Raw genomic sequence first — 23792 nt, forward strand, 5'->3', positions numbered from 1 at the left:
ACGCTGCGTCAGATCCAGCGCCACACCGTGCGCATCGGTGGCCGCGACTTCGAGGGCGTGACCAAGCCATCACCGGAGCAACTGGAGCTGTTCAAAGACGTCGGCATCGAGGTCCCGAAACGGCCCGCCTGAAGGCCTGTTGTGGCATTTTTCGCTTACGAGGTGTAAGCAAAACGGGAAGTTACGCGATTAGCTGACGAACTTCGGGGCGCAGGACCTCGAGCAGTGGAGCGATCAGCCCGTGGTGGCGGTACCCGCGCGCATTGCCCTCCGGCCCAAATAGCGCAACGTCCTGCGCTCGCTCCCACGGGAACTGCTGACGCCGGCGCTGCGCCCAGCCCTGGATCTGCGCCACCGGCCCCGGCGGCGCCAGGGCGTGGAGCGGGATCCGCCGCCGTGCCGCCGGCGTCTTGCCGGCTCGGATTTCCACCCAGCACTCGGTGGCATCGACAAAGAGATCGCCGAGGGTCAGCGCGCAGACCTCCGAGGCACGCACACCGGCGTAGAAGCCGAGCGTCAGCGCGGCGGCCCATTGCGCGTAACGCGCATCGTGCTCGCGGCTTACCAGGACGCCGTGGGCGTACTCGAACTCGGCGGGGGTGACGATCGCCGTCCGCGCCGGGGCGTGCGCCGCACCCCCGCGCGTTGTGCTCAGCGCGAACTCGGCCTCGGCCAGCCACCCGCCGGCCTGCTGGCCGTAGCGCAGCAGCTCGAACCAGGTGGTGCGAAAGTGCTCGGCGCTGCGAGGACTCCACCGCCGCGCCGCGACCACGCACCCGGTGACCTCCTCGATGGTCTCATCGTCCCAGTCGCGCAGATCCAGCACCTCCTCCATGCCCAGCAGCTCCGGTGAGGCGATCCGGCTGTAGTAATCGGCGAGGGTCTGGACCTTGACCCCGTCGCGGAGCAACTTGTCGGCCCCCCAGGCGAGCGCCAGTTGCACGATGCTCGCCGGGTAGCCGAGCGCATCGGCGCGTTCGAGCAGCGCCGTGCACGCGGCCAGCGCTTCCTCCCGTGCGCGGGCGGGCAGTGTCCCGCGCCCCGTCTGCAGCGCGCGCATCCGGGCGATGAAGGCATCGAGGAGATTGCGCGCACGACGCGGCCAGTCCTCCGGCCGGGGCATCGGATCGTCGCCGATGGGGCCCGGTTGCGGGCGCTCCACCGCCCCCTCGCCCGCCCCTGTACGGGGGTGGGGCGCCGGGCGCAGGAGCCGATCCCCAGGCCCGCGCTGCGCGGTCTGCACGGACCAGTCGAGACGGGCACCGGTGCCCGTGCGCGCCGCCGCCGGCAACGGAAACGCGGCGAGCAGCTCGACCCAGGCCGCCGGCACGCCGTAGGCCAGCGGCAGCAGCCGCCCGGCGTGGGCGAAGCGCTGCCACCCACGGACGGTGGCGCCGGGGACCCGGCGCTCACGCTCGAAATCCGCGGCAAAGGCGGCGAACGCATCGCGCAGCCACCGCCGGAGCATGCGCTCATAAGCGCGCACCGCTGCCGCGTCGTCAGGCGGCGTTGCGCTGACAAGCACCGGGGCGGCCACCAGCCGATCGCCCGCCGCCCGCGGACGCGGGGGCAGGTGCTTGCGGCACGCCTTCGGCGGCCGGACAGGGTGCACCGCCCCGCTGAAATCCGTCGGCTCGACGGGCAGCGCCAGCGTCCCGTCCCGATCGACATCGGCCCAGCGCAGGCGCGCCAGTGTACCGACCATCACGCGTTCGCCCATTCCGACCCGTGTTGTCAGACGCACGGCCAGGGCAAAGAGCCGGTCTGCTGAATCGGTATCAGTGCGCCGGCGCAGCCAGGGATCCAGGTACGCATCCAGCGCGGCGGCAGTGATCTGACAGCGCAGCTGCTCCGGGCTGACCGCCAGCATCGAGGGCCGGGGCTCGAGGATCGGGGTGACCGGCAGGACCGCCTCGATCCGGCCCGTCTGATTGAGCCGCTGCAAAAGCCGCCGCAACCAGGCCCGATGCCGGCGCCTGGATCGGCGCTGCGGATCAAAGGTCGCCTGCTCCAACGCCCTGAGCCCCGGCGCATCCAGGCGCCCCTGCTCATCGAGCGCCGCCGCGAGGGCATCGACGACCTGCTCCCAATGCGCCGCATCCTCAAGGCCCAGCGCGCGGCGCTCCGGCTGCAGGGTTTCGATCAACGTCGTCCGGTCAAAGGACATCGGCAACCCCTTGGGGCTCATGGACCGTCGCACCCGCGGCATCGAGCAGCTCCGTGAAGGCCCGGTACACCGCCGCGGCGTCAAAACCCTCGGTACTGCCCGGCGCCCAGACCCCCAGACCCGCGCGGGCGTGGCCGAGCACGGCATCGACCTGCCGCTGGGCCAAACGCTCACGCAGCACCGTTGCCACCGTGTGTCGCGGGGCATTGCGCGCCTGCCGATCCGGTTCCAGGCCCGCCTCGCGCAGCGCGGCCTCCAGCCGCGGCTGGGTGAAGAGGCGGCACTCGAGCGTATCGCGGCGAAGACGGACCAGTTCAGCGGGCAGCGCCTGCTGCGCCGTGGGGCGTTGATCGGTCACCGTGAAACCGCGGCGCTCAAGGAGCTGCGCCACAATCCTGCGCACCCGCTCATGGACCTGCAACTGCTGCTCCAGCGGACGGCAGACCGGGATCACGCGCCGCTCGCGGTACACCCCGCTCGATTTGTCCGCCAGGTACGCGGCCGGGTGCGCTGCGGCGAGCACACCGCGCTCGGCGACGACCCACTCGGTGCGCGGCCCGATCGGGCGAGCCCCGGTGGCCAGCAGCCAAACCAGGCTCGTGTAGGCCGCGTGCAGACGAACGACCTGCAGCAGCTTCTCCGCGCAGCGCGGATCATTCGGGGGGAGCTGGAGTAGATGCGCCCCGACGCCGTCGGCACCCCGGCGCAGACGCCGCAGCCACGGCTCGTAGGCGGCCGGCGGGATCGCCCGCCGCGACCCGGTCGGTGCCGGCTCCACCGCCTCGGACGACGCCGACTCAAAACGCAGCGCCGCGAGTCGTTGCGCGAGGTCGGGGTCATCGCCGGCTCGCTGGCCCGCGGCCTGCGCCCATTCGTCGGTGACCGCCTCGAACAATCCCTGCAGCTCGCCGGATGCGAACCGGCGATAGGCGGCGGGGGCATTCTGCGCCAGCCCGAAGCGCCCCGTCAGCGCACGTGCAGCGACCGCATCACGGGCGTTGGCCTCGATCCATAGTTCGGCGGTTGCGCGCAGGCGGTCTGCCGTGGGCAGCAGCCCCGGCGTACCGTCGAGGGCACAGCGCAGGCGGCGGTTGATGCGACCCGGTTGGCCCGTGAACGGTGCTTGGTGCGGCGCATCGGCCAAGGCCTGCGCAATGCCCGCTGGCAGGCGCAACGTCACCTGGCGGTTGGCCCCGGTCCCGACCGCCACCGGTCCATCGAGCAACCGATAGACCAAAAGCCCGGCGCTTTCATGCGGCGCCTGATCCTCCGGGGCGCTGCCCGCCCGCTGCAGTGTGGCTAAGCGCTGCGGCGGCAAAGCGGTGGTCAACAGCAGCCAAGCGTAAGCCCAGTCCAGCGGATCCTTGGCCAGCACCGACAGGGCCTGGACCACGGGCCCGGTCGGTAGCCGGTGGAGATCCGTCGGGGTGTTCAACACGGACGTGGCGGCCAAGCGCGGGCCGTGGCGCTGCGCGAAGCGATCATCGGCCTCGGTCAGGGCGGAGGGCTGCTCGCGCACCCACGTTTGCGGGTGATCCGGGTCTGCCGGCTCGGCCTGGCGACGGGTACGGGCATCGCGGCGCGGACGGTAGCGTGCCGACGCCAAGGTGCGCTGCGCCGAATCCCCTTCCCCGGGCGTGTCTTGCCCCGCCGTCCGGCGTCCGGACGGCGGAGCGCCGCGCTGCCGGTCGGCGCGCTCGAGCAACGGCGCCCGCAGGACCTCCGGATCCGGCCCGCGCGGGCGTTTGCCCGCGGGCTGATACACCTGGTTGACCCCGACCTGCCGCTGGCCCTGCAAAAGCTCGAAAAACAGCCGGGCATCGTCCTGCTGCTTCGCATCAAGCGTCATGGCATTCAGCGCCTGCCAACAGACCCGCGCCCCCTCCTCCGGGGCCACGTCGGCGAGCGCCGGCTGACACAACTGCAGGCAGCGGCGCACCGCGAGCAGTTGGCGATAGTAGATCCGAGCGTTGTCACCAGGGCTGGTGCGGAACCAATCCACCAGCACCCGCCGCGCTGGCGGCTCATTCGGAAAGACCCGGGTGATGGCCGCATGCAGCGGATACGGCGTCCGGTAGCGCTGGGGATAGCCCTCGGGCAGGCCGAAGGCCCTCACGTGGCTGCGCAGCTGCTCAAGGGGAAAGCCGGCGGGTGGGCCGTGGTCCTGCGCGAAGAGCAGCAGGCTATCGCGCAGCGCTGCTTGGCAGACCGGCGGCAGGTGCGTCGCCACCACGGCCATGATCGCATCCCGCAGCCGGATATCACCCAGGTCACGCAAGCGCTCCCGCCACCGCGCGCATACGGCGTCAGGAAGCAGCGTGCCTTCGCCGTCAACCATGCTCCATCCCCGATGCGTGTTCCGCGAGACGCTGGCGCACTCGCTCGGCAAGCCTCTCCACTTTTTGCCCGTCATCCCAGGGATACTGCGGATCAGCCATAGTGCGCACGATCTTCGGTGCCAAGCCTTCACCGGCTTTATCCTGGGCGGGTGCCAGCGCGTCCACAACCTCTTGAAGGGTCGGCAACCCGTATTGCTCGCACAGCCTTAATGCATCCCACCGCGCCAGAGCAGCCTGCCAGATCGACGCGTCCACCTGGGTGCTGCTGAGCACCTGAGGGACCGTGCTGTCTGCCGACCCTTCATCCATGGTCGTTTCGCTTCGAGCAGGTTCCCGCGCGGCTTGCGCGGTGTTGACGCTGCTTCGAGGACTGCGGTACTTCTCCAGCGACGACCGACTTACGGTGTGCCGGAGAATCAATCGCTCCTGCTTGGCCGTCAGCTGACCATCCCCGGACAGATCGAAGAGCTTGCGACGGATCACCGAGCGCAGGTGCGCATCCGAGCGCAGCCAGTCGATCGCCTCCCGCCAGCTGACGCGCGATGTCAGCAGTGCCGGCTGCACAGATCCGCAGAAAAAACGCAGTAGCGCCTCCAGTTCCGGCGCCTCCAGATCGCCCTTGCGGATCGCAAGCGCTCTGAAGCGGGACTTTGGATGCACAACTCCAGCTTCCTGCGCCACGACGAGCGGATTGAGAAGGTCTCGTCGCTCGTCGGTATCGAACAGGATTGGCGGGGTAGCCGGCAAGTGAAGCCCGTCAGCCCGCGGCGCTCCGCGCACCGGGTCGATGCGCTCGGGCGGCAAAACCTTCGGCGCCTCAACCAACACCTCTTGAGCGGGAATCCGCACCGACTCGTAGAGGATGATCTCACCCAGTTGACTCATTGCAGTTACCTCCGAACCAATCACCCGTTTCGGAGGCGGGGCTCGCACCCGCCTCGTCTCCTCGCGCCGAGCGGATCACTGGTGTGAGCGCGCTCCTGCGCTGAGGATCAAGGCGATTGTCGAGTCGGCTCGGAGCCAGGTATGCCGTCAATGACCCTGAATTGAGGGGCATTCGTGCATCAGCCTTGGGGCGGGCGCGGGCGAGCGCCTTGGAGCTTGCCCCGCCCCACCGCGTGTGATGGAATTGCCGTTCACAAACTGAACACCCCTAGCGAGACGGGCCTGCCCAGGCGTCACCGTCCCGGCGGTAGCGTGCCCAAACGCCCGCCCCTGTTATTCACCGTAAAGCCGTTCAGGAGCCCCTTTGCTCAAGAAACTCCTCAGCCTGCTCAGCCGTCAGGAGAAGCGCCGCGGCGCCTTGGTCCTCGGGATGGTTGTCGTCATGGCCCTGCTCGAGACGGCCGGGGTCGCCTCGGTGATGCCGTTTTTGAGCGTGCTCGGTAACCCAGAGGTAGTAGAGACCAACCCCGTCCTCAACCAGCTCTATGTCGGCCTCGGCTTCGAGTCGGTGGACGCCTTCCTCATGGCCCTCGGCGCCGGCGCCTTCGTGCTGATTGTCTTCTCGGCCGCGTTTCGCTCGCTGACCATCTACGCCATGAACCGCTGGGCGTGGATGCGCATGCACAGCCTCAGCGAACGGCTGCTGGAGACCTACCTGCGTCAGCCCTACGCCTACTTCCTGAATCGCCACAGCGGCGACATGGGCAAGAGCATCCTGACGGAGACCCAGCAGCTCCAGCAGCAAGTCATCAAGCCGGGGCTCGATGCCCTAGCCTACGGCGTGGTGGTCATCGCCATCATCACCCTGCTGGTGGTCATCGATCCCGTGCTGGCGGCCGGCGTCGCTGCCGTGCTCGGCGGTATGTACGCGCTCATCTACTGGGGCGTCCGCGGCTTCCTGGATCGCATCGGCCGCGACCGGGTCCGGGCCAACCAGGAGCGCTTCCAGGCCGCCGGGGAGGCCCTGGGCGGGATCAAGGACATCAAGCTGCTCGGCCGCGAGCACGCCTACCTGTCGCGCTTCCGCGGGCCATCGATCCGCTTCGCCAAGCACCAGGCCACCAGCCAGACGCTCTCCCAGGTGCCGAAGTTCCTCATCGAGGCGGTGGCCTTCGGCGGCATCATCGCCCTAACCCTGGTGCTCATGGCCACCCACGGCGGGGCGACCGGCGGCGGGCTCGGCGAGGTGTTGCCGGTGCTCGGGCTCTACGCCTTCGCCGGCTACCGGATGCTCCCCGCCGCGCAGCACGTTTACCAGGGCCTGGCCAAGCTGCGCTTTGGCGGCGGCGCGGTGGACGCGGTCTACGACGACCTGCACCGCCGCCAGGCGCTGGCCGAGATCCGCAAGCAGCCGCCGGCGCCGCTGGTCCCGCAACGAGAGGTGGCGCTGGAGAACGTCCACTACACCTACCCCAACGCCCCGGCGCCGGCGCTGCAGGGGATCGATCTGCATATTCCGGTGGGCAGCTCGGTGGGGCTGGTGGGCAGCACCGGCGCCGGCAAGACGACGTTGGTGGACGTGATCCTCGGGCTGCTTCGACCCACCGAAGGCGCGATCACCGTGGACGGCGAGCCGGTGACGGACACCAACCTGCGCGCCTGGCAGCAGGCGCTGGGGTACGTGCCGCAGGAGATCTTCCTCACCGACGCCTCGGTGGCCGAGAACATCGCCCTGGGCGTGCCCCCGGAGCGCATCGACCACGAGCAGGTGGAGCGCTGCGCGCGCATGGCGCAGCTCCACGACTTCGTCGTCCACGAGATGCCGCAGCAGTACGAGACCGTCGTCGGCGAGCGCGGCGTGCGCCTATCCGGCGGCCAGCGCCAGCGCATCGGCATCGCCCGGGCTCTCTACCACGATCCGAGCGTCCTGGTCTTCGACGAGGCCACCAGCGCCCTGGACAACGTCACCGAGAAAGCCGTGATGGAGGCGATTGACGCCCTCCAGAACCAGAAGACCATCATCCTCATCGCCCACCGGCTGAGCACCGTGCGCAACTGTGATCAGGTGGTGCTGCTGGAGAAGGGGCAGATTGCAGACAAAGGCGCGCTCAGGGATTTGGATATTACTTTCTAGCGTTTTACCCAACGCGAACGCCCGTCTGTCGGAGTGTTTTCTTAAAAAAGACCTCCCAATGCACGGCTCACCGAAACTGACATTCACCCATGAACGACCAGCCCTTCTTCCTATGATCGTATTACATCAACACCAACTTATTTTTTTAAAACCACAGAAAGTAGCAGGAACCTCCTTCGAGATCGCGCTTTCTAGGTATGCAGCCGCAAGCGACATAATTACACCCTTCAGAAACGAAGACGAGTTAATCAGAGAAAAAAACCGATTCCGTGGCCCACAAAACTACAAACACACACTAAAAGAAACACTACAGTTACCGCTATCTCGCATAGCGAAATCACTCTATAAGAAGCAAGGCTTCCGACCCCCAAAGTATTTTAGCCATATGCCCGCAGAAGAGGCAAAGCAAGCTCTCGGCGAGACCATCTGGAATAAATACAAGAAAGTATCGATAATACGAAACCCCTTCGATGTCGCGGTTTCATTTTACTTTTGGGAGAACAAGGACAAAAACCTAAAACCCGCCTTCGAGGACTGGGCAACGAAAAACCTTTGCAGGGTTGCATCAAACAATTACTTCTACCAAATCAACAACAAAGACATCATAGACTTCTATATACGATACGGTAAACTTCACGACGACCTTCACCGCCTTGAATCTGAGGAATCCGGATTACACGGCCTATCCGAAACGTTTGAACGTATTACTGCAAAATCCGGTTACAGGCCGGCTGAAGCAACCACTACTGACCTGTTCAGCAAGGCACCAAAATCCTTTAAATTAATATATGAACTTCACAGGGAGCAAATTGAAAGATTTAATTTTGATGTACCTCAAACTACTGACGAGCGCCCCCGCCAACCCGTGTAATACAGCCCACCTTACCAATAAAGCATGGCGCCAGACATCAAAAACATCGCAAACAAGATTGCAAACCGGCATGGATTTCATTTCAATGTACAGCGACTCCCGTATTACCTTGATTTACGCAACATAGAAATCCCAACACGCGCAATCGATTACTACTTGACACGAGATGTTTTAGTCTCTTTGCCTCTCGGGGCTGGGCGCGCTTTACCCCGAGGCGTTCTCGGCTCCAATTCGCAACACCCCTATATCTCCGCGATATCTCGATTCTTAGAATTTAGAAATATCAGTAATTACTCAGTCCTGAGAGATGAGCTGGCAAATAGCCTAGGGCGCGCTACATGGAATTCAGCTGCGGAACTATTAAGCCTTCCCGATCATGATATCCTTACCCGACAACCACCATGGGCAGCCCTTCTACCTTGGCAGGAGCACAATTTAGACCAGTGGAAGGAAAAAGTATCAAGGTCCGTGCGCACTGAAAACAAACGCGAGGGATACGACCTTGATGTGACGACCGGCGGATGGGCGTGGACGGGCCCCGTTAACGACGAGAAGGTCCAGATAGAGTCCAGACGGCTGTACCGCGTCTTTTTCAGCATACTTGAAAACGGTTACAAACGCTCTGCGGCCCCAGGCGGAGACCCACCGGTTAGCATCTTATTACGGGAAGATGATGAGTGGCGCTGGCAACCGCATACGAACCAACATCGCCTCTGCGTTTTATCAGCTCTTGGATACTCGGAAGTACCGGTACGGGTCAAGAGGATTGTGCGACGTGAGGACGCCCCCTACTGGCCCAACGTGGTAAATGGCTTTTATTCCAAGAAGCAGGCCCTTCAAATATTTGATGACATTTTTGACAACGGGCTCGAGTAGGGATCATTTTTTATCAAAGGAACAACATGAACAGACCCACTTATACTCCGCCTGAGCCTTGGACCTCGTACGATTTTCGGATCAACCAGGTCTACTGGAGTAAACGGCCTACCAGCGAGCGTGATCAGATTCGGTTGCGTAATCTTAGGGACCTTTCAAACGCCCTTAGCCAGCACAACATCATTCACTGGCTCTACGGAAAGACCCTTCTCGGTGCTTGGAAGAATCAGCAATTACCTGATGACCACGATGACGACATCGGGATCTTCGTCGGACAGAGACCACCGCTGCTAGACCTCATAGAACGCTACCTTAAAAAAGACGGATTCCGGCTCATTCGTAACACCGAGGACATCATATCGGTTGAGAGGGAATACCGTTACATTGATATTTGTTTATTCAGAAGGAAAGGGCGCAAGCGTCTTGGCTATAAGAAGCGACATCATCCGCGTCACCACTTTGAGCAGCTTGAGCAAGTTAAAGTGGACGCGTCCCCTTTTCCCGCCCCGGGCGACAGTGGCACCCTGCTGGAAAGAACCTACAAGTCACAGTCCAAGTTAGGAGATGCTACCGGACGCGGCTTGCGAAAAGCAGCTCAGATCCGCCACCCCAAAAAGGTGAAGGACAAGACGCAATCACTCCTAGCGAATCGCGCGCCGCGACACGGCCTTGGTAGGGCAGCTCTTAGATTGAATATGCTGACCCCCTTCCAGGTTCGTTATAAGATTCTTTCCGAGTCCGATTTTCGAAACCTCCATCTTGAGCCGTCCGAATCATTCAATTGGCGTTGGCGCAAGCGCCATCTTGACCTCGTCACTGACAATGGCCGCCTCTCAATGATCGGCGATATCGTTGACCATCTTGCAGACCCCCAGGTTCAAGAAAAGATCAACACGGCTGTAGTCGAGAGCGACACAACCTCTCCTTTCGCGGATCCGGCCAACCTAGACATTGACTTTTGGTGGAGCGGGAACAATTACTTCTGGTATTGCGTTTGGTATCAGTTCCGTCACAACGTGCACCCTTACGCCAGGGCGAATGAGTACATCCGGAATATCGGGGACCCACCCCTTTTCAGTAGCCGCTACTATGAAACTCTACCCGAGATGGGCGAACACGATATTGATAGACTCCTAAAAAATAATCCAATTGAGGTTACGAACGGGGCGATCACCGGAGGGAAGCATCGCGCGCTTGCTATGGTTGGGCGTTTGGTTTTTGGAAAATCCTATAGGCCCGTGCCGATCATAGAGCTTTCCTGACAGGCCACCGGAAGAGGCGCACATGCATAAGACAGCTCTCATCACCGGCATCACCGGCCAGGACGGCAGCTACCTCGCCGAGTTCCTGCTGTCCAAAGGCTACGAGGTCCACGGCATCAAGCGCCGGGCGTCGTCGTTCAACACCGAGCGCGTCGATCATATCTACCAGGATCCGCACGACCCGGATCAGCGCTTCATCCTGCACTATGGGGATTTGACCGACACCTCGAACCTGACGCGGATCCTCCAGGAGGTCCAGCCGGACGAGGTCTACAACCTCGCTGCGCAGAGCCACGTGGCGGTCAGCTTCGAGGCGCCGGAGTACACGGCGGACGTCGACGCCCTGGGCACGTTGAGGCTGCTCGAGGCGATCCGCCTGCTCGGCATGGAGAAGCGGACCCGCTTCTACCAGGCCTCGACCTCGGAGCTCTACGGCCTGGTGCAGGAGACGCCGCAGAACGAGGCCACGCCGTTCTACCCGCGCAGCCCCTACGCCGCCGCGAAGCTCTACGCCTACTGGATCGTGGTCAACTACCGCGAGGCGTACGGCCTCTACGCCTGCAACGGCATCCTCTTCAACCACGAGTCGCCGCGCCGGGGCGAAACGTTCGTCACGCGCAAGATCACCCGCGGCCTGGCCCATATCGCCCAAGGGCTCGACGAGCGCCTCTACCTAGGCAACCTGGACGCCCTGCGCGACTGGGGCCACGCGCGGGACTACGTGCGCATGCAGTGGCTGATGCTCCAACAGGAGCAGCCCGATGACTTCGTGATCGCCACCGGGCAGCAGTGCTCAGTCCGCGAGTTCGTCCGCCTAAGCGCCCAGGAGCTTGGCATCGAACTGGCGTTCCACGGCGAGGGCGCCGAGGAGTACGCCGTTGTCACCGCCGTCCACGGCGACGACGCCCCGGAGGTGGAGGTGGGCGATGTCATCGTCGAGGTCGATCCGCGCTACTTCCGCCCCACCGAGGTGGAGACCCTGCTCGGCGATCCCAGCAAGGCCCGCCGGGAGCTCGGCTGGGAGCCGGAGATCAGCCTCGAGGCGATGATCCGGGAGATGGTCGCCGAGGACCTCGACCAGGCCAAGCGCCACGCCCTGCTCAAGGGCCACGGCTACGACGTCCGCATCAGCCGGGAGTGATCGGATGAGCGAACGCCCGCAACGCATCTTCGTCGCCGGCCACAAGGGGATGGTCGGCGCCGCCCTCGTCCGCCGGCTGCAGGCCCAGGACGGCTACGAGGTCACCACGCGCGATCGCACTGATCTGGATCTGCGCGACCAGGCGCAGGTTGAGGCCTTCCTGCGCGAGGCGCAGATCGACGCTGTCTACCTGGCCGCCGCCCGGGTGGGTGGCATCCATGCCAACAACACCTACCCCGCCGACTTCATCTACGACAACTTGGCCATCGCTACCAGCGTGATCCACGCCGCGCACCAGGCCGACGTCCAGCACCTGCTCTTCCTCGGCTCGTCGTGCATCTACCCGCGCGAGGCCGAGCAGCCGATGGCCGAGGAGGCGCTGCTCACCGGGCCGCTGGAGCCGACCAACGAGCCGTACGCGGTGGCGAAGATCGCCGGGATCAAGCTTTGCGAGAGCTACAACCGCCAGCATGGGCGCGACTACCGCAGCGTCATGCCCACCAACCTCTACGGCCCCGGCGACAACTTCCACCCCGAGAACAGCCACGTCATCCCGGCCCTGCTGCGCCGCTTCGACGAGGCAAAGGAGCGAGGCGCACCGGAGGTCACCATTTGGGGCAGTGGCTCGCCGCGCCGCGAGTTCCTGCACGTCGACGACCTCGCCGCCGCCTGTCAGCACGTCATGGAGTTACCGCGCGCCGAGTACGAGGCGCACACCGAGCCGCAGCGCAGCCACCTCAACGTCGGCACCGGCGTGGATCTCACCATCCGCGAGCTGGCCGAGACCATCCAGGCGGTGGTCGGCTACGAGGGGCGGCTGCGCTTCGACACCAGCAAGCCGGATGGAGCGCCGCGCAAGCTCCTCGACGTCTCGCGGCTCCAGAGGCTCGGCTGGCAGGCGGAGATCCCGCTGCGTGAGGGGTTGTCGCAGACCTACGACTGGTACCGCCAGCACCGTGACGAGGCGCGCGGCTGAGCGATGTGGCTACCAGCTGAGACCTTCCGGCAGGTCATCGCTGCGACGCCGCTGATCTCCATCGACCTGCTGATCCACGACGGCGCGGATCGTTACCTGCTTGGAGAACGCACCAACCCGCCGGCACAGGGGTGGTGGTTCGTGCCCGGCGGGCGGGTACGGAAGGGCGAATCGCTGGACGAGGCGTTCCGTCGTGTGACGCAGAGCGAGCTCGGCCTGTCGCTCGAGCGCGCGGACGCGGAGTTCGTCGGCGTCTACGAGCACTTCTACGACGAGTCAGCCGTCGACCCGCAGACCTCAACCCATTATGTAGTCCTCGCCCACCGCTGCCAGCTCGCCGGGCTTGAGCCAACAGCGCTCCCCCGCGATCAGCACCAGTCGCTGGCCTGGTGGCCCCGCGAGCGTGTGCGCTCGGCAGCGGACGTACACCCCTACACCCAAGCCTATTTCCTGTGAGCACCATGCCGTCTTCGGATTCCCTGACCCTCCAGCCGGTCATCATGGCCGGCGGCTCCGGCACACGCCTGTGGCCGGCCTCCCGAGAGCTTTATCCCAAGCAGTTCCTGCCGCTGCTCGGCGAGGAAAGCATGCTGCAGCAGACGGTGAGACGCCTGGAGGGACTGCGGCACGCCACGCCGTTGTTCGTCTGCAACGAGGAGCACCGTTTTCTTGCCGCGGAGCAACTGCGCCAGTGCGGGCTTGAGAGTGCCCCGCTGCTTCTCGAGCCCGAGGGACGCAACACGGCCCCGGCCATCGCCCTCGCCGCGCTGCACGCCACCCGCAACGGCGACGATCCGTTACTTTTCGTCCTTCCCGCCGACCACGCCATGGAGGACACAGCCGCCTTTCATCGAGCTGTAGACGACGCAGCCGCGCTAGCTGCCGAGGGGCACCTCGTCACCTTCGGCGTAGTGCCGACGAGCGCGGAGACGGGGTACGGCTACATCAAGCAAGGCGCACCACTGCCGGCAGGCGGGTACGCGGTCCGGCGCTTTGTAGAAAAGCCGGACGCGGCCACCGCTCAGCATTACGTGGACGACGGCGGTTATCTCTGGAACAGCGGGATGTTCCTGTTCCGCGCCTCAACCTACCTTGCCGAACTTGACCGCTTCGAGCCTGACGTACTAAACGCTTGCCGTCAGGCCCTGCCACAGACATCGACGGACGCCGCGACGGATACTCTCTACCCCTTCCTGCGCATCGACGCCGACGCGTTCTGTCAAAGCCCGGGCATCTCCGTCGATTACGCCCTCATGGAGCGCACCGAACACGCCGCGGTGGTACCCCTGGACGCCGGTTGGAGCGACGTCGGCTCCTGGTCTGCGCTCTGGGCGATCAGCGAGCAAGACCACGAAGGCAATGTCGCCAGGGGCGATATCCTTACCGAAGGCGTTCAGAACAGCTTCATGGAAGCTGAGGACACCCTGCTCACCTGCCTAGGAGTAGAGAATCTGGTGATCGTAGCCACCAAAGATGCCGTACTCGTAGCCGATCGCCACCGGGTGCAGGATGTTCGCAACCTTGTACACGAGCTTAAACGCCAGGGCCGCACCGAGCACATCAACCACCGCGTCGTGTACCGACCCTGGGGCTGTTACGAGTCCATCGACACTGGCCACCGCTACCAGGTCAAGCGCATCACCGTGAACCCCGGGGCGCGGCTATCAAAGCAACTGCACCACCATCGGGCTGAGCATTGGGTTGTAGTTAAAGGTACGGCGCAGGTTGAGAAAGGCGAGCGCGAGTACTTGGTAACCGAGAATGAGTCGACTTTCATCCCCGTTGGGCAGGTTCATAGCCTTGAGAACCCTGGCAGCATCCCTCTTGAGCTTATTGAGGTCCAGTCAGGAAGTTATCTCGGGGAAGATGATATCCTGCGGATCTCCGACCTATATGGGCGTAAAGAATGACTCAACCAGCGCTATCAATCATCACGATTTGCTTCGAAAACCCCAAAGAACTTAAAGAAACACTAGAAAGCATCTATCCAAAGTATCAGCCAGGCGACATAGAGCAAATCGTCATCGATGGGTCAAGGGACAACAGCTGTCAAAAAATGATAGCACCCCACCGGTGGATCGACATTGTTGTGCACGAAGAGGATGAAGGTCGATATGATGCTATGAACAAGGGCATCACCCATTCCAGCGGGAGGTATCTTTTGTTTTTAAATAGCGGAGATTTTATCCACCCCCGATGCGACCTAAAAAAAATAATTGATCGGCTTTACAAGGCACCACCGGAACACTTATTTTACGGCGACTCCTTAAAGAGAGTAGGCGACACAGATTTCCTATACACCGTCCCACGCGAAAAACAAAAAATAGACATTCGAAAAGGGTGCGCACCCTCACATCAGGCTGTTTTTTTTCCGTCTGATTACTGCAAAACAAACCGCTACGACACATCCTTACCAATCTCAGCCGACACGAAGTTAATGACTCGTGCCTTTCAAGACCTTGGATCAGAGCATCTAAACGAAAAGATCGCAATTTTTTCTATTGGTGGCGCGTCTAATACGTGGCACTCCCTCGCCGAGGTCATCGACCACTGGCAACAGCGCAGGGCGGCACGCGGCTATTCTGCACTCCGCTACAGCCCCAAACTAGCGAAGAGTCTAATAAAATACTCACTAATGCGCACTTTAGGGCCAAATCAATATTACAAACTTAGCCTCCCTGTTCGTTTATCATTGTTCAGAAAATAACACCACAATCATAAATTATGGACCATTTCTTGCCGAGCGCCCCTACCAGAATGGCTAGTCTCCCCGTATTTCAGAAAGGCGCTCCATTACCCCGCCGTAATTATGACTACGCCTAGCTCAACTTCATAATTATCCAGAGGCTTCGGCGCTACGCCAACCTATTTACCCGCCTGTGCTGAATAATCCGAGATTACGCGGTATGCACCATGAGACTAAGTAAACCGATCATTCTGTATTCATTTTTTAGACGCAATCAAAATGAGCAATCGTTTTAGCATAATTGTTTTGGCCATAATCTTTTTACCTGCATTAGGAGTCATTCCGTATGGGGGTATGCGCCTGGTTGATGCAATGATCCTTTTTTCTAGTCTTCTTTTTTTTGGCGTCACCGCCACCACGGCTAGGCTCCACCTCAAAAGCAGAGATCTTGCTGTAACTTTCTTTTTGATTGCAGCTATAGCCATTTTTTCCTTCTTCCCTCTAGTCGATCCTTCAACACAGTCCATTGCAGCATTATACTTTCTGCGCGGCGCCCTTATTGTGCTAGTAATGTGCGCTCTTTATCATTTCACGCACAACACAATTCTAATGAAAGGCTGGGCCACGCTAACTTCTCTTTTTATCTTTTTTGCTATCATCGACTATTTGCATCATGCCTACTTAGGATCGTCTCCGTTCGGGCTCTCTGGTATTTATGGGCGCTCTGAGGGAACAATACTGCGTCTTGACGGATTCATGAACCCAAACTATCTTTCGCATTGGGTGGCAATAACGAGCATCGCGATACTAGCATTTATAACAGATAACACGCCACCCAGAAAAGACAGGTTATTACTTTGGACAACTTTTTTCATTATCAGCTTAGGGGCCATCCTTACAAACAGCCGCACCGCGCAATTTGCCTTAGTCGTTTCGATTCTGTTCTTGATCTTGCACCATTCACTACAGTCAAAAATAACAAAAAACATATCAACTGTCGCCTTCTTTGCCGCACCTGTTTTTATCGGGCTTGCACTAAGTCCAACCTTATATTTCATTGCGATAAGCGATTCCATCCCATACCTAGCCGCCGACCGTTTCTTTCGAAGCAGTGAGTCACTGTCTTTTTTTCTTAACCTTCCCCTAAGTGACATGTTATTTGGGGTTGGAGGTAACATTTACCTTCAAATGGACGACGGAATGTCTATTCATAACGGTTACTATCAGCTTTTAGTGGATCACGGCATTATTGGTTTATCACTTTTTCTGCTGTGCGTCTACTATATTATCTACAGATCCATTACAAGGCATGGACGCTTAAGACCCGAGGTTTTCGCACTGTTTAGCTCTCTTATGTATGCAGCTGCGAATGACACCTTTATAACCGCCCATTTTTGGCTTATATTTGGGCTCCTTGTGGCTACGACTGTAACAACAAGCAAAGACGAACGCCAACATCAAAAAAGCAAACCTATCACAACTGTTTCCCCTCCTACAAAGTCGGGATCATCTAATACTCCGTTGATACGCACGATGATCTGACAGACTTGCAGGGTGCTGAGAAGCTCAGTTCTCGAGACCGCTGGAGGCCCTGATCTTGCCCAGTATTACCGAGATCGACGGCGATGGTGTAGTATTCTATACGGGTTCTAAAGGAAAACATCCCATCACATGAAAACGTTCCAACACTCTTTACCAAAAAGGATCATCAAATGCGAGCATTCCTTCGCCGCGCGTTTGCACTGGCCGAATATCTTTTTCCTCAACAGCCCTTTCTTTATCAAACCAAAACTCGCGGCCTTAAACTTTTGGTATGGCTAAACGAACATCCGGGCAGAAAAATCCTTCTAACCGGCCGTTATCAAAAGCCTGAGCTGTCTTGGATGTATCAAAACGTTGATCCTGGAGATTACTGCATCGACTGCGGAGCAAACATAGGCTACTTCACGATACACTTAACGTCTTTAGTCGGACGGGATGGCCTAGTATCCGCTTTTGAGCCCTCTACCCCAAACTGCGCGGTCATCCGTCTCAACGCCTACATCAATGGTCTTGATTCTCTTGAGCTTTACAACACCTGCCTCACAGACCCGAGGCGTGCCAACCAGCCCTTCACTGAGGCCGAAAAAAACCTACCATCCAATCTGCAGTACTATACTTTAGGCACAAATACACCCGAGGCCTCAATGAGCACCAACACAAAAATCTCGAAGACATTGGATCAATTTGCTGCCCCTCCGGACAAAACTTTCAAACTTCTCAAACTTGACACAGAAGGGTCTGAATTAAGAATACTAAAAGGAGCTGAATCAACATTACGCGCACCCAATTCGCCACTTTACATCTTATGCGAGATCGATTCCGACCACCTCTCCCGATTTGGAGACAACACTCAGAGTTTAGCCGACTTCCTTGCGGAAAGTGGCTACGAACCTCTTAGATGCTTCACGTCTTCTTTGCCACCGCGAGAAGCATTAAACAAAAAGTTATCTGGAAATTACCTCTTCGCAAAAAGAGACATCGGGCACGCGAGATGACCATCTCTGCGATCTTCAACGCAACGACAAACACCACAGGTGGCGCAGTTCAGAATGCTGCACATTTTGTTTATTATGCACAACGTGATACAAGCATCAAGTGGACATTCTTCCTTAGCAACGAAGTCTCCGAGACAGCACAAGCACTGGGCGCGAGCAAAGACCAAACCCACGTCTTCTCGTCTCCAGCTAGGTCGAGAAAAGAAAGAACACTTATCGAAAAACAAATCAACGCTAAGGATCCAGATCTAGTGTACACAATGGCTGGCCCCGCTTATGTCCGCACTTGCCGCACCCACGTTCTAGGTATAAGTGATCCTTACATAACCCATGCCGGTCTTGAACCTTATCTTGCGCATCCACCATCGGCTATAGCTAAGAGATTCGTCGCGACCGTTTATAAAACATGGTGGTGCAGCTCTCATAGTTTCTACATATTTCAGACTGAACACGCAAGAGAGTGCTTCTGCAAGCGCTTTAAAATACCTCAACACAGGACGTCTGTCGTTCCGAATGCAGTTGGCCGCCCATTTTACACCTTAAAAAACGATACGAACCGACCAAACCACAGTCAAAACCAAGAACATATCATTCTTACGCCAGCTGCGCCTTATCCGACGAAAAACCTTGAGATCATCCCAAGAGTCGCTGACGTCTTGCGAAGCGACGTCGGGCCAAAATTTTTGTTTTATCTAACCCTGCCCAAAGACTGCCTCACTTTACACAGGATTCGAAACGAAGCTCATTCTCTTGGTGTTGGAGATTTCATACAAAACATCGGGACGACACCATACATTGATTTAATGAAACTTTATCAAAAGGCGTCTGTAGTTTTTCTTCCAAGTATTCTTGAGACCTTTTCGACAGTTTATGCTGAAGCGATGCACTTAGGCATACCGCTTGTTATCCCGAGGAGATCATTTAATACCTCAGTTTGTGGCGAAGCTGCCTTCTATTATGAAAAAAAGCCAGCCGAGGCTGCAAACGCGATTAGTCACGCGGTAAACGACAAAGACACAGCAGCAAAAAAGATTAAAGCCGGCAAAAAAATAGCTGCCCAAAATTTTGGGACACAGGAGCAACGCTACAATAAAATCGCAAATATAATCAAGTGCCTAGCTAAAGAAGGCACTGTTTAGAGGTGTCGTCGATACCAACGATCACCGTCAAAATGTAAATTGCATCTAAGACCGCGACAAAATAACAACATGTGCATGCATTAATGTGTCGACGGATTATTACGAAGCGACCACTTCGGAGCCAAGGAACAACTGCTTATGCGCCAAGCTTTTCAGGACTTGCAAGGCGGAGCCACGTATATTTTAGACGCTCCGACAGCCAACCCACGGAATGCCGAAGTGTCAGTTGTCACTAAAAACACTCTCATATCTACCGGAACTGAGCGCATGCTGGTAGAATTCGGCAGGGCCGGCATGCTCAACAAAGCCCGCCAGCAGCCGGATAAAGTCAAGGAGGTTCTCGAGAAGGCGCGCACGGATGGCATCCTAACGACGATCGACGCCGTGCAGTCGAAGCTAAACCAGCCTCTGCCACTGGGCTATTCCAACGTCGGCGTCGTATCTGAAGTCGGAGGCGGAGTTCACAGCTTCGCGCCAGGTGATCGTGTACTCTCCAACGGCCCGCACGCCGATCAGGTCTGCGTACCGCAGAATTTGTGTGCCCGCATCCCGGATGCCGTCAGCGATGAGGCGGCTACCTTCACCGTGGTCTCGGCAATCGGGCTACAGGGCGTGCGCCTCGCCCAACCTACACTCGGAGAGTCTTTCGTGGTCACAGGAGCCGGGCTCATTGGATTGCTTACCGTCCAGTTGCTTCGCGCGCACGGCTGTCGCGTACTTGCCATCGACTTTGACGAGGATAAGCTGACACTTGCCCGCCAGTTTGGGGCCGAGACCTGCAACCCCGCTGAGGGTGAAGACCCGGTCGCAGTCGGGACACGGTTTAGCCGTGACCGCGGTGTTGACGGCGTGCTGATCACGGCAGCCACGCAATCCAATGAGCCTGTCACCCAGGCAGCACGCATGTGCCGCAAGCGGGGCCGGATTGTGCTGATTGGGGTCACCGGACTAGAACTCAATCGGACCGATTTCTACGAGAAGGAGCTCAGCTTCCAGGTCTCGTGCTCCTACGGCCCGGGACGCTACGACCCGAAATACGAGCAGGAAGGCCACGATTATCCGTTCGGATTCGTGCGCTGGACCGAGCAGCGCAACTTCGAGGCCGTACTGGACATGATGGCCGACGGTCGGGTGGACCCCACGCCATTGATCACCCATCGGTACGCATTTGAGGATGCCTCGCAGGCATACGAGACGCTTACCAACGACCCGAGCGCCCTTGGCATCCTCCTTGAGTACACCAGCGCTTTTGAAAAGCGTGAGGCTAAGCAAGTCTCTCTCACAGACACCGCTGCCGTTCAGTTCGAGCCGCAGAAGCCCGTAGTCTCCTTCATTGGCGCCGGGAACTACGCATCCCGCGTGCTGATACCTGCCTTTAAGAGCGCCGGGGCGCAACTGAACAGCATCGTGACCTCCGGCGGCACCAGCGGCGTCATCCACGGTCGCCGCGCCGGTTTCGCCAACGCCTCGACCGATGTCGAAGGGATGCTCGAGGATGGCGAGACCAACACCGTGGCCATTGTCACACCGCATAACAGCCATGCCACGTTGACCCAACAGGCGCTTGCGGCTGGCAAGCATGTCTTTGTCGAGAAACCGCTGGCCCTGGCCGAAGCAGAACTCGATGAGATCGAGAGCTGCTATCAGAGTGCACACACGGACGGTTCCGGGCCACTGCTCATGGTCGGGTTCAACCGCCGCTTCGCGCCCCACATCCAGAAGATGAAGGGACTGCTCGACACCAGCCGGGAGCCCAAGGCCCTGGTGATGACCGTCAACGCCGGCCACATCCCGCCGGAGCACTGGACCCAGGATCCCGAGGTCGGTGGTGGCCGGATCGTCGGCGAGGCCTGTCACTTTATCGACCTGCTCCGCCACCTCGTTGGGGCCCCCATCAGTTCCACCAACGTCCAGGCCGCCGACTTCGCAACCAAGGACACGGTGACGATCCAGCTTACCTTTTCTGACGGAAGCATCGGCACCGTCCACTACTTCGCCAACGGCCACAAGGGCTTCCCCAAGGAACGCGTGGAGGCCTTCTGCGGTGGGCGGGTGCTGCAGCTCGACAACTTCCGCAAGCTCAAGGGCTACGGCTGGCCCGGCTTCCGGCGTATGAGCACGATGCGGCAGGATAAAGGTCAGGGGGCCTGTGCCGCGACGTTCCTGCAGGCCGTCGAGTCAGGCGGCCCAGCGCCCATCCCCTTCGAGGAGGTCATGGAGGTCAGCCGCGTATCGGTCCAAGCCGCAGAGGCGGCTCGCCTGCAAGGAGGCTCGGCTTGAGTGTGCGCATCCTCACCGTCTTCGGCACCCGCCCCGAGGGCATTAAACTCGCCCCTGTTATACGAGCGCTGCAATCGTCGCCGGAGATAACCGGCAAGGTCTGCGTCACCGGTCAGCACCGCGAGATGCTCGATCAGGTACTCGCGCTTTTCGGCATAGCACCGGATCACGACTTGGGGGTCATGAAGCCCGGGCAGGATCTGACCGGCGTGACGACCGAGATCTTGGCTGGTCTACGAGGCGTGCTTGAGGAAGAGGCGCCGGACTTTGTCCTCGTGCACGGCGACACGACTACGACCTTCGCGGCGTCACTAGCGGCGTATTACCAGCAGATTCCCGTGGGCCATGTCGAGGCCGGGTTGCGTACGGGGAACCGCTACGCGCCGTGGCCGGAGGAGATGAATCGGCGCCTGACCGGGGCCCTCGCGGAACTCCACTTCGCGCCGACGGATCGAGCCCGCGACAACCTCCTTCGAGAGGGGATCGCTGCAGAGCAGATTGCGGTCACTGGAAACACTGTCGTCGACGCGCTGCTGACCGTCGTCGGTCGCCTGGAGCAGGAGCCGCAGCTCCGTGCTGACGCCGAGCAGCAGTTTGATTTCCTTGATCCCAGCCGGCGCCTGATCGTGGTCACGGGACACCGGCGCGAGAGCTTCGGCGAGGGGTTCCGCAACCTCTGTGAGGCCCTGCGACGGATCGCGGATCGTGACGACGTCGAGATCGTCTATCCGGTGCACCTCAACCCGAACGTCCAGCAGCCGGTGCGCGAGACGCTGGCCGATCACCCCCGCGTCCATCTGTTGGAGCCGATGGACTACCTGCCGTTCGTTGCCCTGCTCAACCGTGCGGAGCTGATCATCACCGACTCAGGCGGCATCCAGGAAGAAGCGCCGTCGCTGGGCAAGCCGGTCTTGGTGACCCGTGAGACCACGGAGCGGCCCGAGGCGGTCTCGGCGGGTACGGTGCGGCTTGTCGGCACGGATGTAGAGCGGATCGTTGGTGAAACAACCCAACTCCTAGATGATCCGGCGCGGTACCGCGATATGGCCCGCGCCCATAACCCGTACGGGGATGGCAAAGCCACCGAGCGGATCGTCGAGCGACTCCTTAAGGAAGGCAACGCCCGGGCGTGATCGGTACAATGCCGCCGCCAATGGGTCTCATGGACTGAACCTCACAGCTGGAGATACGGCTTTTGAGCACTGCCCCAAAGCGCCCCACCGTCAACGTCCTCGGCCTCGGCTACATCGGCCTACCGACTGCCAGCCTCCTGGCCACGCGCGGTTACCAGGTTCACGGCGTCGATGTGAGCCCCGATGTCGTCGCTACCATTAATCAGGGCGACATCCACATCGTCGAACCCGAGTTGGACGTGCTCGTGCGATCGGCGGTCCACAGTGGCCAACTCACCGCCGCGACGGAGCCGGCACCCGCCGATGTCTTTCTGATCGCCGTGCCGACACCCTTCAAGGACGGTAAGCAGCCGGATCTCTCCTACGTCGAGGCCGCGACGCGGTCCATGGCGCAAGTGCTGGAGCCAGGCAACCTGGTCATCTTGGAGTCCACCAGCCCGGTGGGCACGACCGAGCGCGTGGCCGAGTGGATCGCAGCCGCACGCCCTGACCTCAGCCCGGATACCATCCACATTGCCCATTGTCCGGAGCGCGTGTTGCCCGGGCGCATCATCCAGGAGCTGGTGGACAACGACCGCGTCGTTGGCGGGCTCAACGATGCGGCCACCGAGGCGGCCACCGACTTCTACCGCGCTTTCGTCTCCGGCGAGGTACTACCAACCACGGCGCGCACGGCGGAGATGGCCAAGCTCACGGAAAACACCTTCCGCGACGTCAACATCGCTCTGGCCAACGAGCTCTCGCTGATCTGCGACCGGCTGGACATCGATGTCTGGCGCCTGATCGAGCTGGCCAATCGACACCCCCGGGTCAATGTCCTGCAACCCGGCCCCGGCGTCGGCGGCCACTGCATCGCCGTGGATCCGTGGTTCATCATCGACTCAGCGCCGGAGCAGTCCCAGCTGATCCGCACGGCGCGCACGGTCAACGACGCCAAGCCGGATCATGTCGTGGCGCAGGTCATCAGCCGGGCCGAGCGGCTCCGCGATCCGGTCATCGCCTGCCTGGGGCTCGCCTACAAGCCGGATGTCGATGACCTGCGCGAGAGCCCGGCGCTTCGCATCACTGAGAGTCTAGCGGAGAGGGGCGTCGGCCGAATCCTCGCCGTCGAACCCTACGCGGAGTCAATGCCACATCGACTCAAGGAGCTCGGCGCTGAGTGGACCAACCTGCAGGACGCCATGCAGGAGGCCGACATCCTGGTCGCCCTCGTCGCTCACCGGCCCTTCCGCAACCTCTCGGCGGCCCAGGTGCAGGCCAAGATGGTGGTGGATGCGTGCGGGCTCCTGAAACAGCTCGGGTGAGGGGTCAGGGTGCTCTCCTTACAACGTGCTCAACTCTACTTCCACACGATTCGGCACCTGCG

The 23792-nt window shown here is 60.4% G+C and carries 18 protein-coding genes; 15 read left to right on the forward strand and 3 right to left on the reverse strand.

Features of this window, described 5'->3' with window-relative positions; translation table 11 throughout:
* Window positions 1–181: 181 nt before the first annotated feature.
* From CCR79_RS12985 to CCR79_RS12995, 3 genes are read right to left on the reverse strand one after another with little or no spacing between them, the layout of a single operon-like run.
* The gene (locus CCR79_RS12985; protein WP_201173817.1) at window positions 182–2167 is read right to left on the reverse strand and encodes a hypothetical protein; all 1986 of its coding nucleotides are present in this window, start codon (window positions 2165–2167) and stop codon (window positions 182–184) included.
* Window positions 2157–4505: a hypothetical protein gene (locus tag CCR79_RS12990; RefSeq protein WP_201173820.1), complete on the reverse strand. Its 2349-nt coding sequence runs from the start codon at window positions 4503–4505 to the stop codon at window positions 2157–2159. Before CCR79_RS12990 ends, CCR79_RS12985 begins: the two co-directional genes overlap by 11 nt.
* A complete protein-coding gene (locus CCR79_RS12995; protein WP_201173823.1) occupies window positions 4498–5391 on the reverse strand; it encodes a hypothetical protein in 894 nt (297 codons plus the stop codon). Before CCR79_RS12995 ends, CCR79_RS12990 begins: the two co-directional genes overlap by 8 nt.
* A gap of 364 nt (window positions 5392–5755) precedes the next feature.
* On the opposite strand from CCR79_RS12995, the gene CCR79_RS13000 reads away from it, so the two are divergent.
* The 15 genes from CCR79_RS13000 to wecC all read left to right on the forward strand — a co-directional run bounded on the left by CCR79_RS13000 (window position 5756) and on the right by wecC (window position 23730).
* A complete protein-coding gene (locus CCR79_RS13000; protein WP_242510945.1) occupies window positions 5756–7525 on the forward strand; it encodes an ABC transporter ATP-binding protein in 1770 nt (589 codons plus the stop codon).
* 385 nt (window positions 7526–7910) lie between these two features.
* Window positions 7911–8396 carry a hypothetical protein gene (locus CCR79_RS13750; RefSeq protein ID WP_242510946.1) on the forward strand — a complete coding sequence of 162 codons (486 nt, stop codon included), beginning with the start codon at window positions 7911–7913 and terminating at the stop codon, window positions 8394–8396.
* Between the two features lie 24 nt (window positions 8397–8420).
* The gene (locus CCR79_RS13010; RefSeq protein WP_201173835.1) at window positions 8421–9272 is read left to right on the forward strand and encodes a hypothetical protein; all 852 of its coding nucleotides are present in this window, start codon (window positions 8421–8423) and stop codon (window positions 9270–9272) included.
* 26 nt (window positions 9273–9298) lie between these two features.
* On the forward strand, window positions 9299–10534 hold the full coding sequence (locus CCR79_RS13015) for a hypothetical protein (RefSeq protein ID WP_201173837.1): 1236 nt from the start codon (window positions 9299–9301) through the stop codon (window positions 10532–10534).
* Between the two features lie 22 nt (window positions 10535–10556).
* Entirely contained in the window at window positions 10557–11675 is a 1119-nt protein-coding gene (gene gmd, locus CCR79_RS13020; protein WP_201173839.1) for a GDP-mannose 4,6-dehydratase, read from the forward strand.
* Between the two features lie 4 nt (window positions 11676–11679).
* On the forward strand, window positions 11680–12651 hold the full coding sequence (gene fcl, locus CCR79_RS13025; protein ID WP_201173841.1) for a GDP-L-fucose synthase: 972 nt from the start codon (window positions 11680–11682) through the stop codon (window positions 12649–12651).
* A gap of 3 nt (window positions 12652–12654) precedes the next feature.
* A complete protein-coding gene (locus CCR79_RS13030; RefSeq protein ID WP_201173843.1) occupies window positions 12655–13107 on the forward strand; it encodes a GDP-mannose mannosyl hydrolase in 453 nt (150 codons plus the stop codon).
* Between the two features lie 5 nt (window positions 13108–13112).
* Window positions 13113–14561 (forward strand): mannose-1-phosphate guanylyltransferase/mannose-6-phosphate isomerase, encoded by a 1449-nt coding sequence (locus CCR79_RS13035; protein ID WP_201173948.1) that lies wholly within the window; start codon window positions 13113–13115, stop codon window positions 14559–14561.
* Complete coding sequence (locus tag CCR79_RS13040) at window positions 14558–15358, forward strand: glycosyltransferase (protein ID WP_201173852.1); 801 nt, start codon at window positions 14558–14560, stop codon at window positions 15356–15358. The genes CCR79_RS13035 and CCR79_RS13040 overlap by 4 nt, the downstream gene beginning before the upstream one ends.
* A 258-nt stretch (window positions 15359–15616) precedes the next feature.
* Window positions 15617–16879, forward strand: coding sequence for an O-antigen ligase family protein (locus CCR79_RS13045; protein WP_201173855.1), 1263 nt, complete (start codon window positions 15617–15619; stop codon window positions 16877–16879).
* Window positions 16880–17049: 170 nt separating this feature from the next.
* On the forward strand, window positions 17050–17874 hold the full coding sequence (locus CCR79_RS13050; RefSeq protein WP_201173858.1) for an FkbM family methyltransferase: 825 nt from the start codon (window positions 17050–17052) through the stop codon (window positions 17872–17874).
* Entirely contained in the window at window positions 17871–19013 is a 1143-nt protein-coding gene (locus tag CCR79_RS13055) for a glycosyltransferase family 4 protein (protein WP_201173861.1), read from the forward strand. The genes CCR79_RS13050 and CCR79_RS13055 overlap by 4 nt, the downstream gene beginning before the upstream one ends.
* Before the next feature lie 267 nt (window positions 19014–19280).
* Window positions 19281–21293: a bi-domain-containing oxidoreductase gene (locus CCR79_RS13060; RefSeq protein WP_242510947.1), complete on the forward strand. Its 2013-nt coding sequence runs from the start codon at window positions 19281–19283 to the stop codon at window positions 21291–21293.
* A complete protein-coding gene (gene wecB, locus CCR79_RS13065) occupies window positions 21290–22426 on the forward strand; it encodes a non-hydrolyzing UDP-N-acetylglucosamine 2-epimerase (RefSeq protein ID WP_207190404.1) in 1137 nt (378 codons plus the stop codon). The genes CCR79_RS13060 and wecB overlap by 4 nt, the downstream gene beginning before the upstream one ends.
* Window positions 22427–22488: 62 nt before the next feature.
* Window positions 22489–23730: a UDP-N-acetyl-D-mannosamine dehydrogenase gene (gene wecC / locus CCR79_RS13070; protein WP_201173867.1), complete on the forward strand. Its 1242-nt coding sequence runs from the start codon at window positions 22489–22491 to the stop codon at window positions 23728–23730.
* The last annotated feature ends 62 nt before the right edge of the window (window positions 23731–23792 follow it).

It is taken from the genome of Halorhodospira halophila, from assembly GCF_016653405.1.
Classification (GTDB): domain Bacteria; phylum Pseudomonadota; class Gammaproteobacteria; order Nitrococcales; family Halorhodospiraceae; genus Halorhodospira; species Halorhodospira halophila_A.

What these genes read in the sequence shown, in the direction of transcription:
- CCR79_RS13050 (WP_201173858.1), top strand. Translation starts at nt 17,050, where the DNA reads ATGCGAGCATTCCTTCGCCGCGCGTTTGCACTGGCCGAATATCTTTTT.
- CCR79_RS13045 (WP_201173855.1), top strand. Translation starts at nt 15,617, where the DNA reads ATGAGCAATCGTTTTAGCATAATTGTTTTGGCCATAATCTTTTTACCT.
- CCR79_RS13750 (WP_242510946.1), top strand. Translation starts at nt 7,911, where the DNA reads ATGCCCGCAGAAGAGGCAAAGCAAGCTCTCGGCGAGACCATCTGGAAT.
- CCR79_RS13060 (WP_242510947.1), top strand. Translation starts at nt 19,281, where the DNA reads ATGCTGGTAGAATTCGGCAGGGCCGGCATGCTCAACAAAGCCCGCCAG.
- CCR79_RS13040 (WP_201173852.1), top strand. Translation starts at nt 14,558, where the DNA reads ATGACTCAACCAGCGCTATCAATCATCACGATTTGCTTCGAAAACCCC.
- fcl (WP_201173841.1), top strand. Translation starts at nt 11,680, where the DNA reads ATGAGCGAACGCCCGCAACGCATCTTCGTCGCCGGCCACAAGGGGATG.
- CCR79_RS12985 (WP_201173817.1), bottom strand. Translation starts at nt 2,167, where the DNA reads ATGTCCTTTGACCGGACGACGTTGATCGAAACCCTGCAGCCGGAGCGC.
- CCR79_RS13015 (WP_201173837.1), top strand. Translation starts at nt 9,299, where the DNA reads ATGAACAGACCCACTTATACTCCGCCTGAGCCTTGGACCTCGTACGAT.
- gmd (WP_201173839.1), top strand. Translation starts at nt 10,557, where the DNA reads ATGCATAAGACAGCTCTCATCACCGGCATCACCGGCCAGGACGGCAGC.
- CCR79_RS13010 (WP_201173835.1), top strand. Translation starts at nt 8,421, where the DNA reads ATGGCGCCAGACATCAAAAACATCGCAAACAAGATTGCAAACCGGCAT.
- CCR79_RS12995 (WP_201173823.1), bottom strand. Translation starts at nt 5,391, where the DNA reads ATGAGTCAACTGGGTGAGATCATCCTCTACGAGTCGGTGCGGATTCCC.
- CCR79_RS12990 (WP_201173820.1), bottom strand. Translation starts at nt 4,505, where the DNA reads ATGGTTGACGGCGAAGGCACGCTGCTTCCTGACGCCGTATGCGCGCGG.
- CCR79_RS13030 (WP_201173843.1), top strand. Translation starts at nt 12,655, where the DNA reads ATGTGGCTACCAGCTGAGACCTTCCGGCAGGTCATCGCTGCGACGCCG.
- CCR79_RS13055 (WP_201173861.1), top strand. Translation starts at nt 17,871, where the DNA reads ATGACCATCTCTGCGATCTTCAACGCAACGACAAACACCACAGGTGGC.
- CCR79_RS13035 (WP_201173948.1), top strand. Translation starts at nt 13,113, where the DNA reads ATGCCGTCTTCGGATTCCCTGACCCTCCAGCCGGTCATCATGGCCGGC.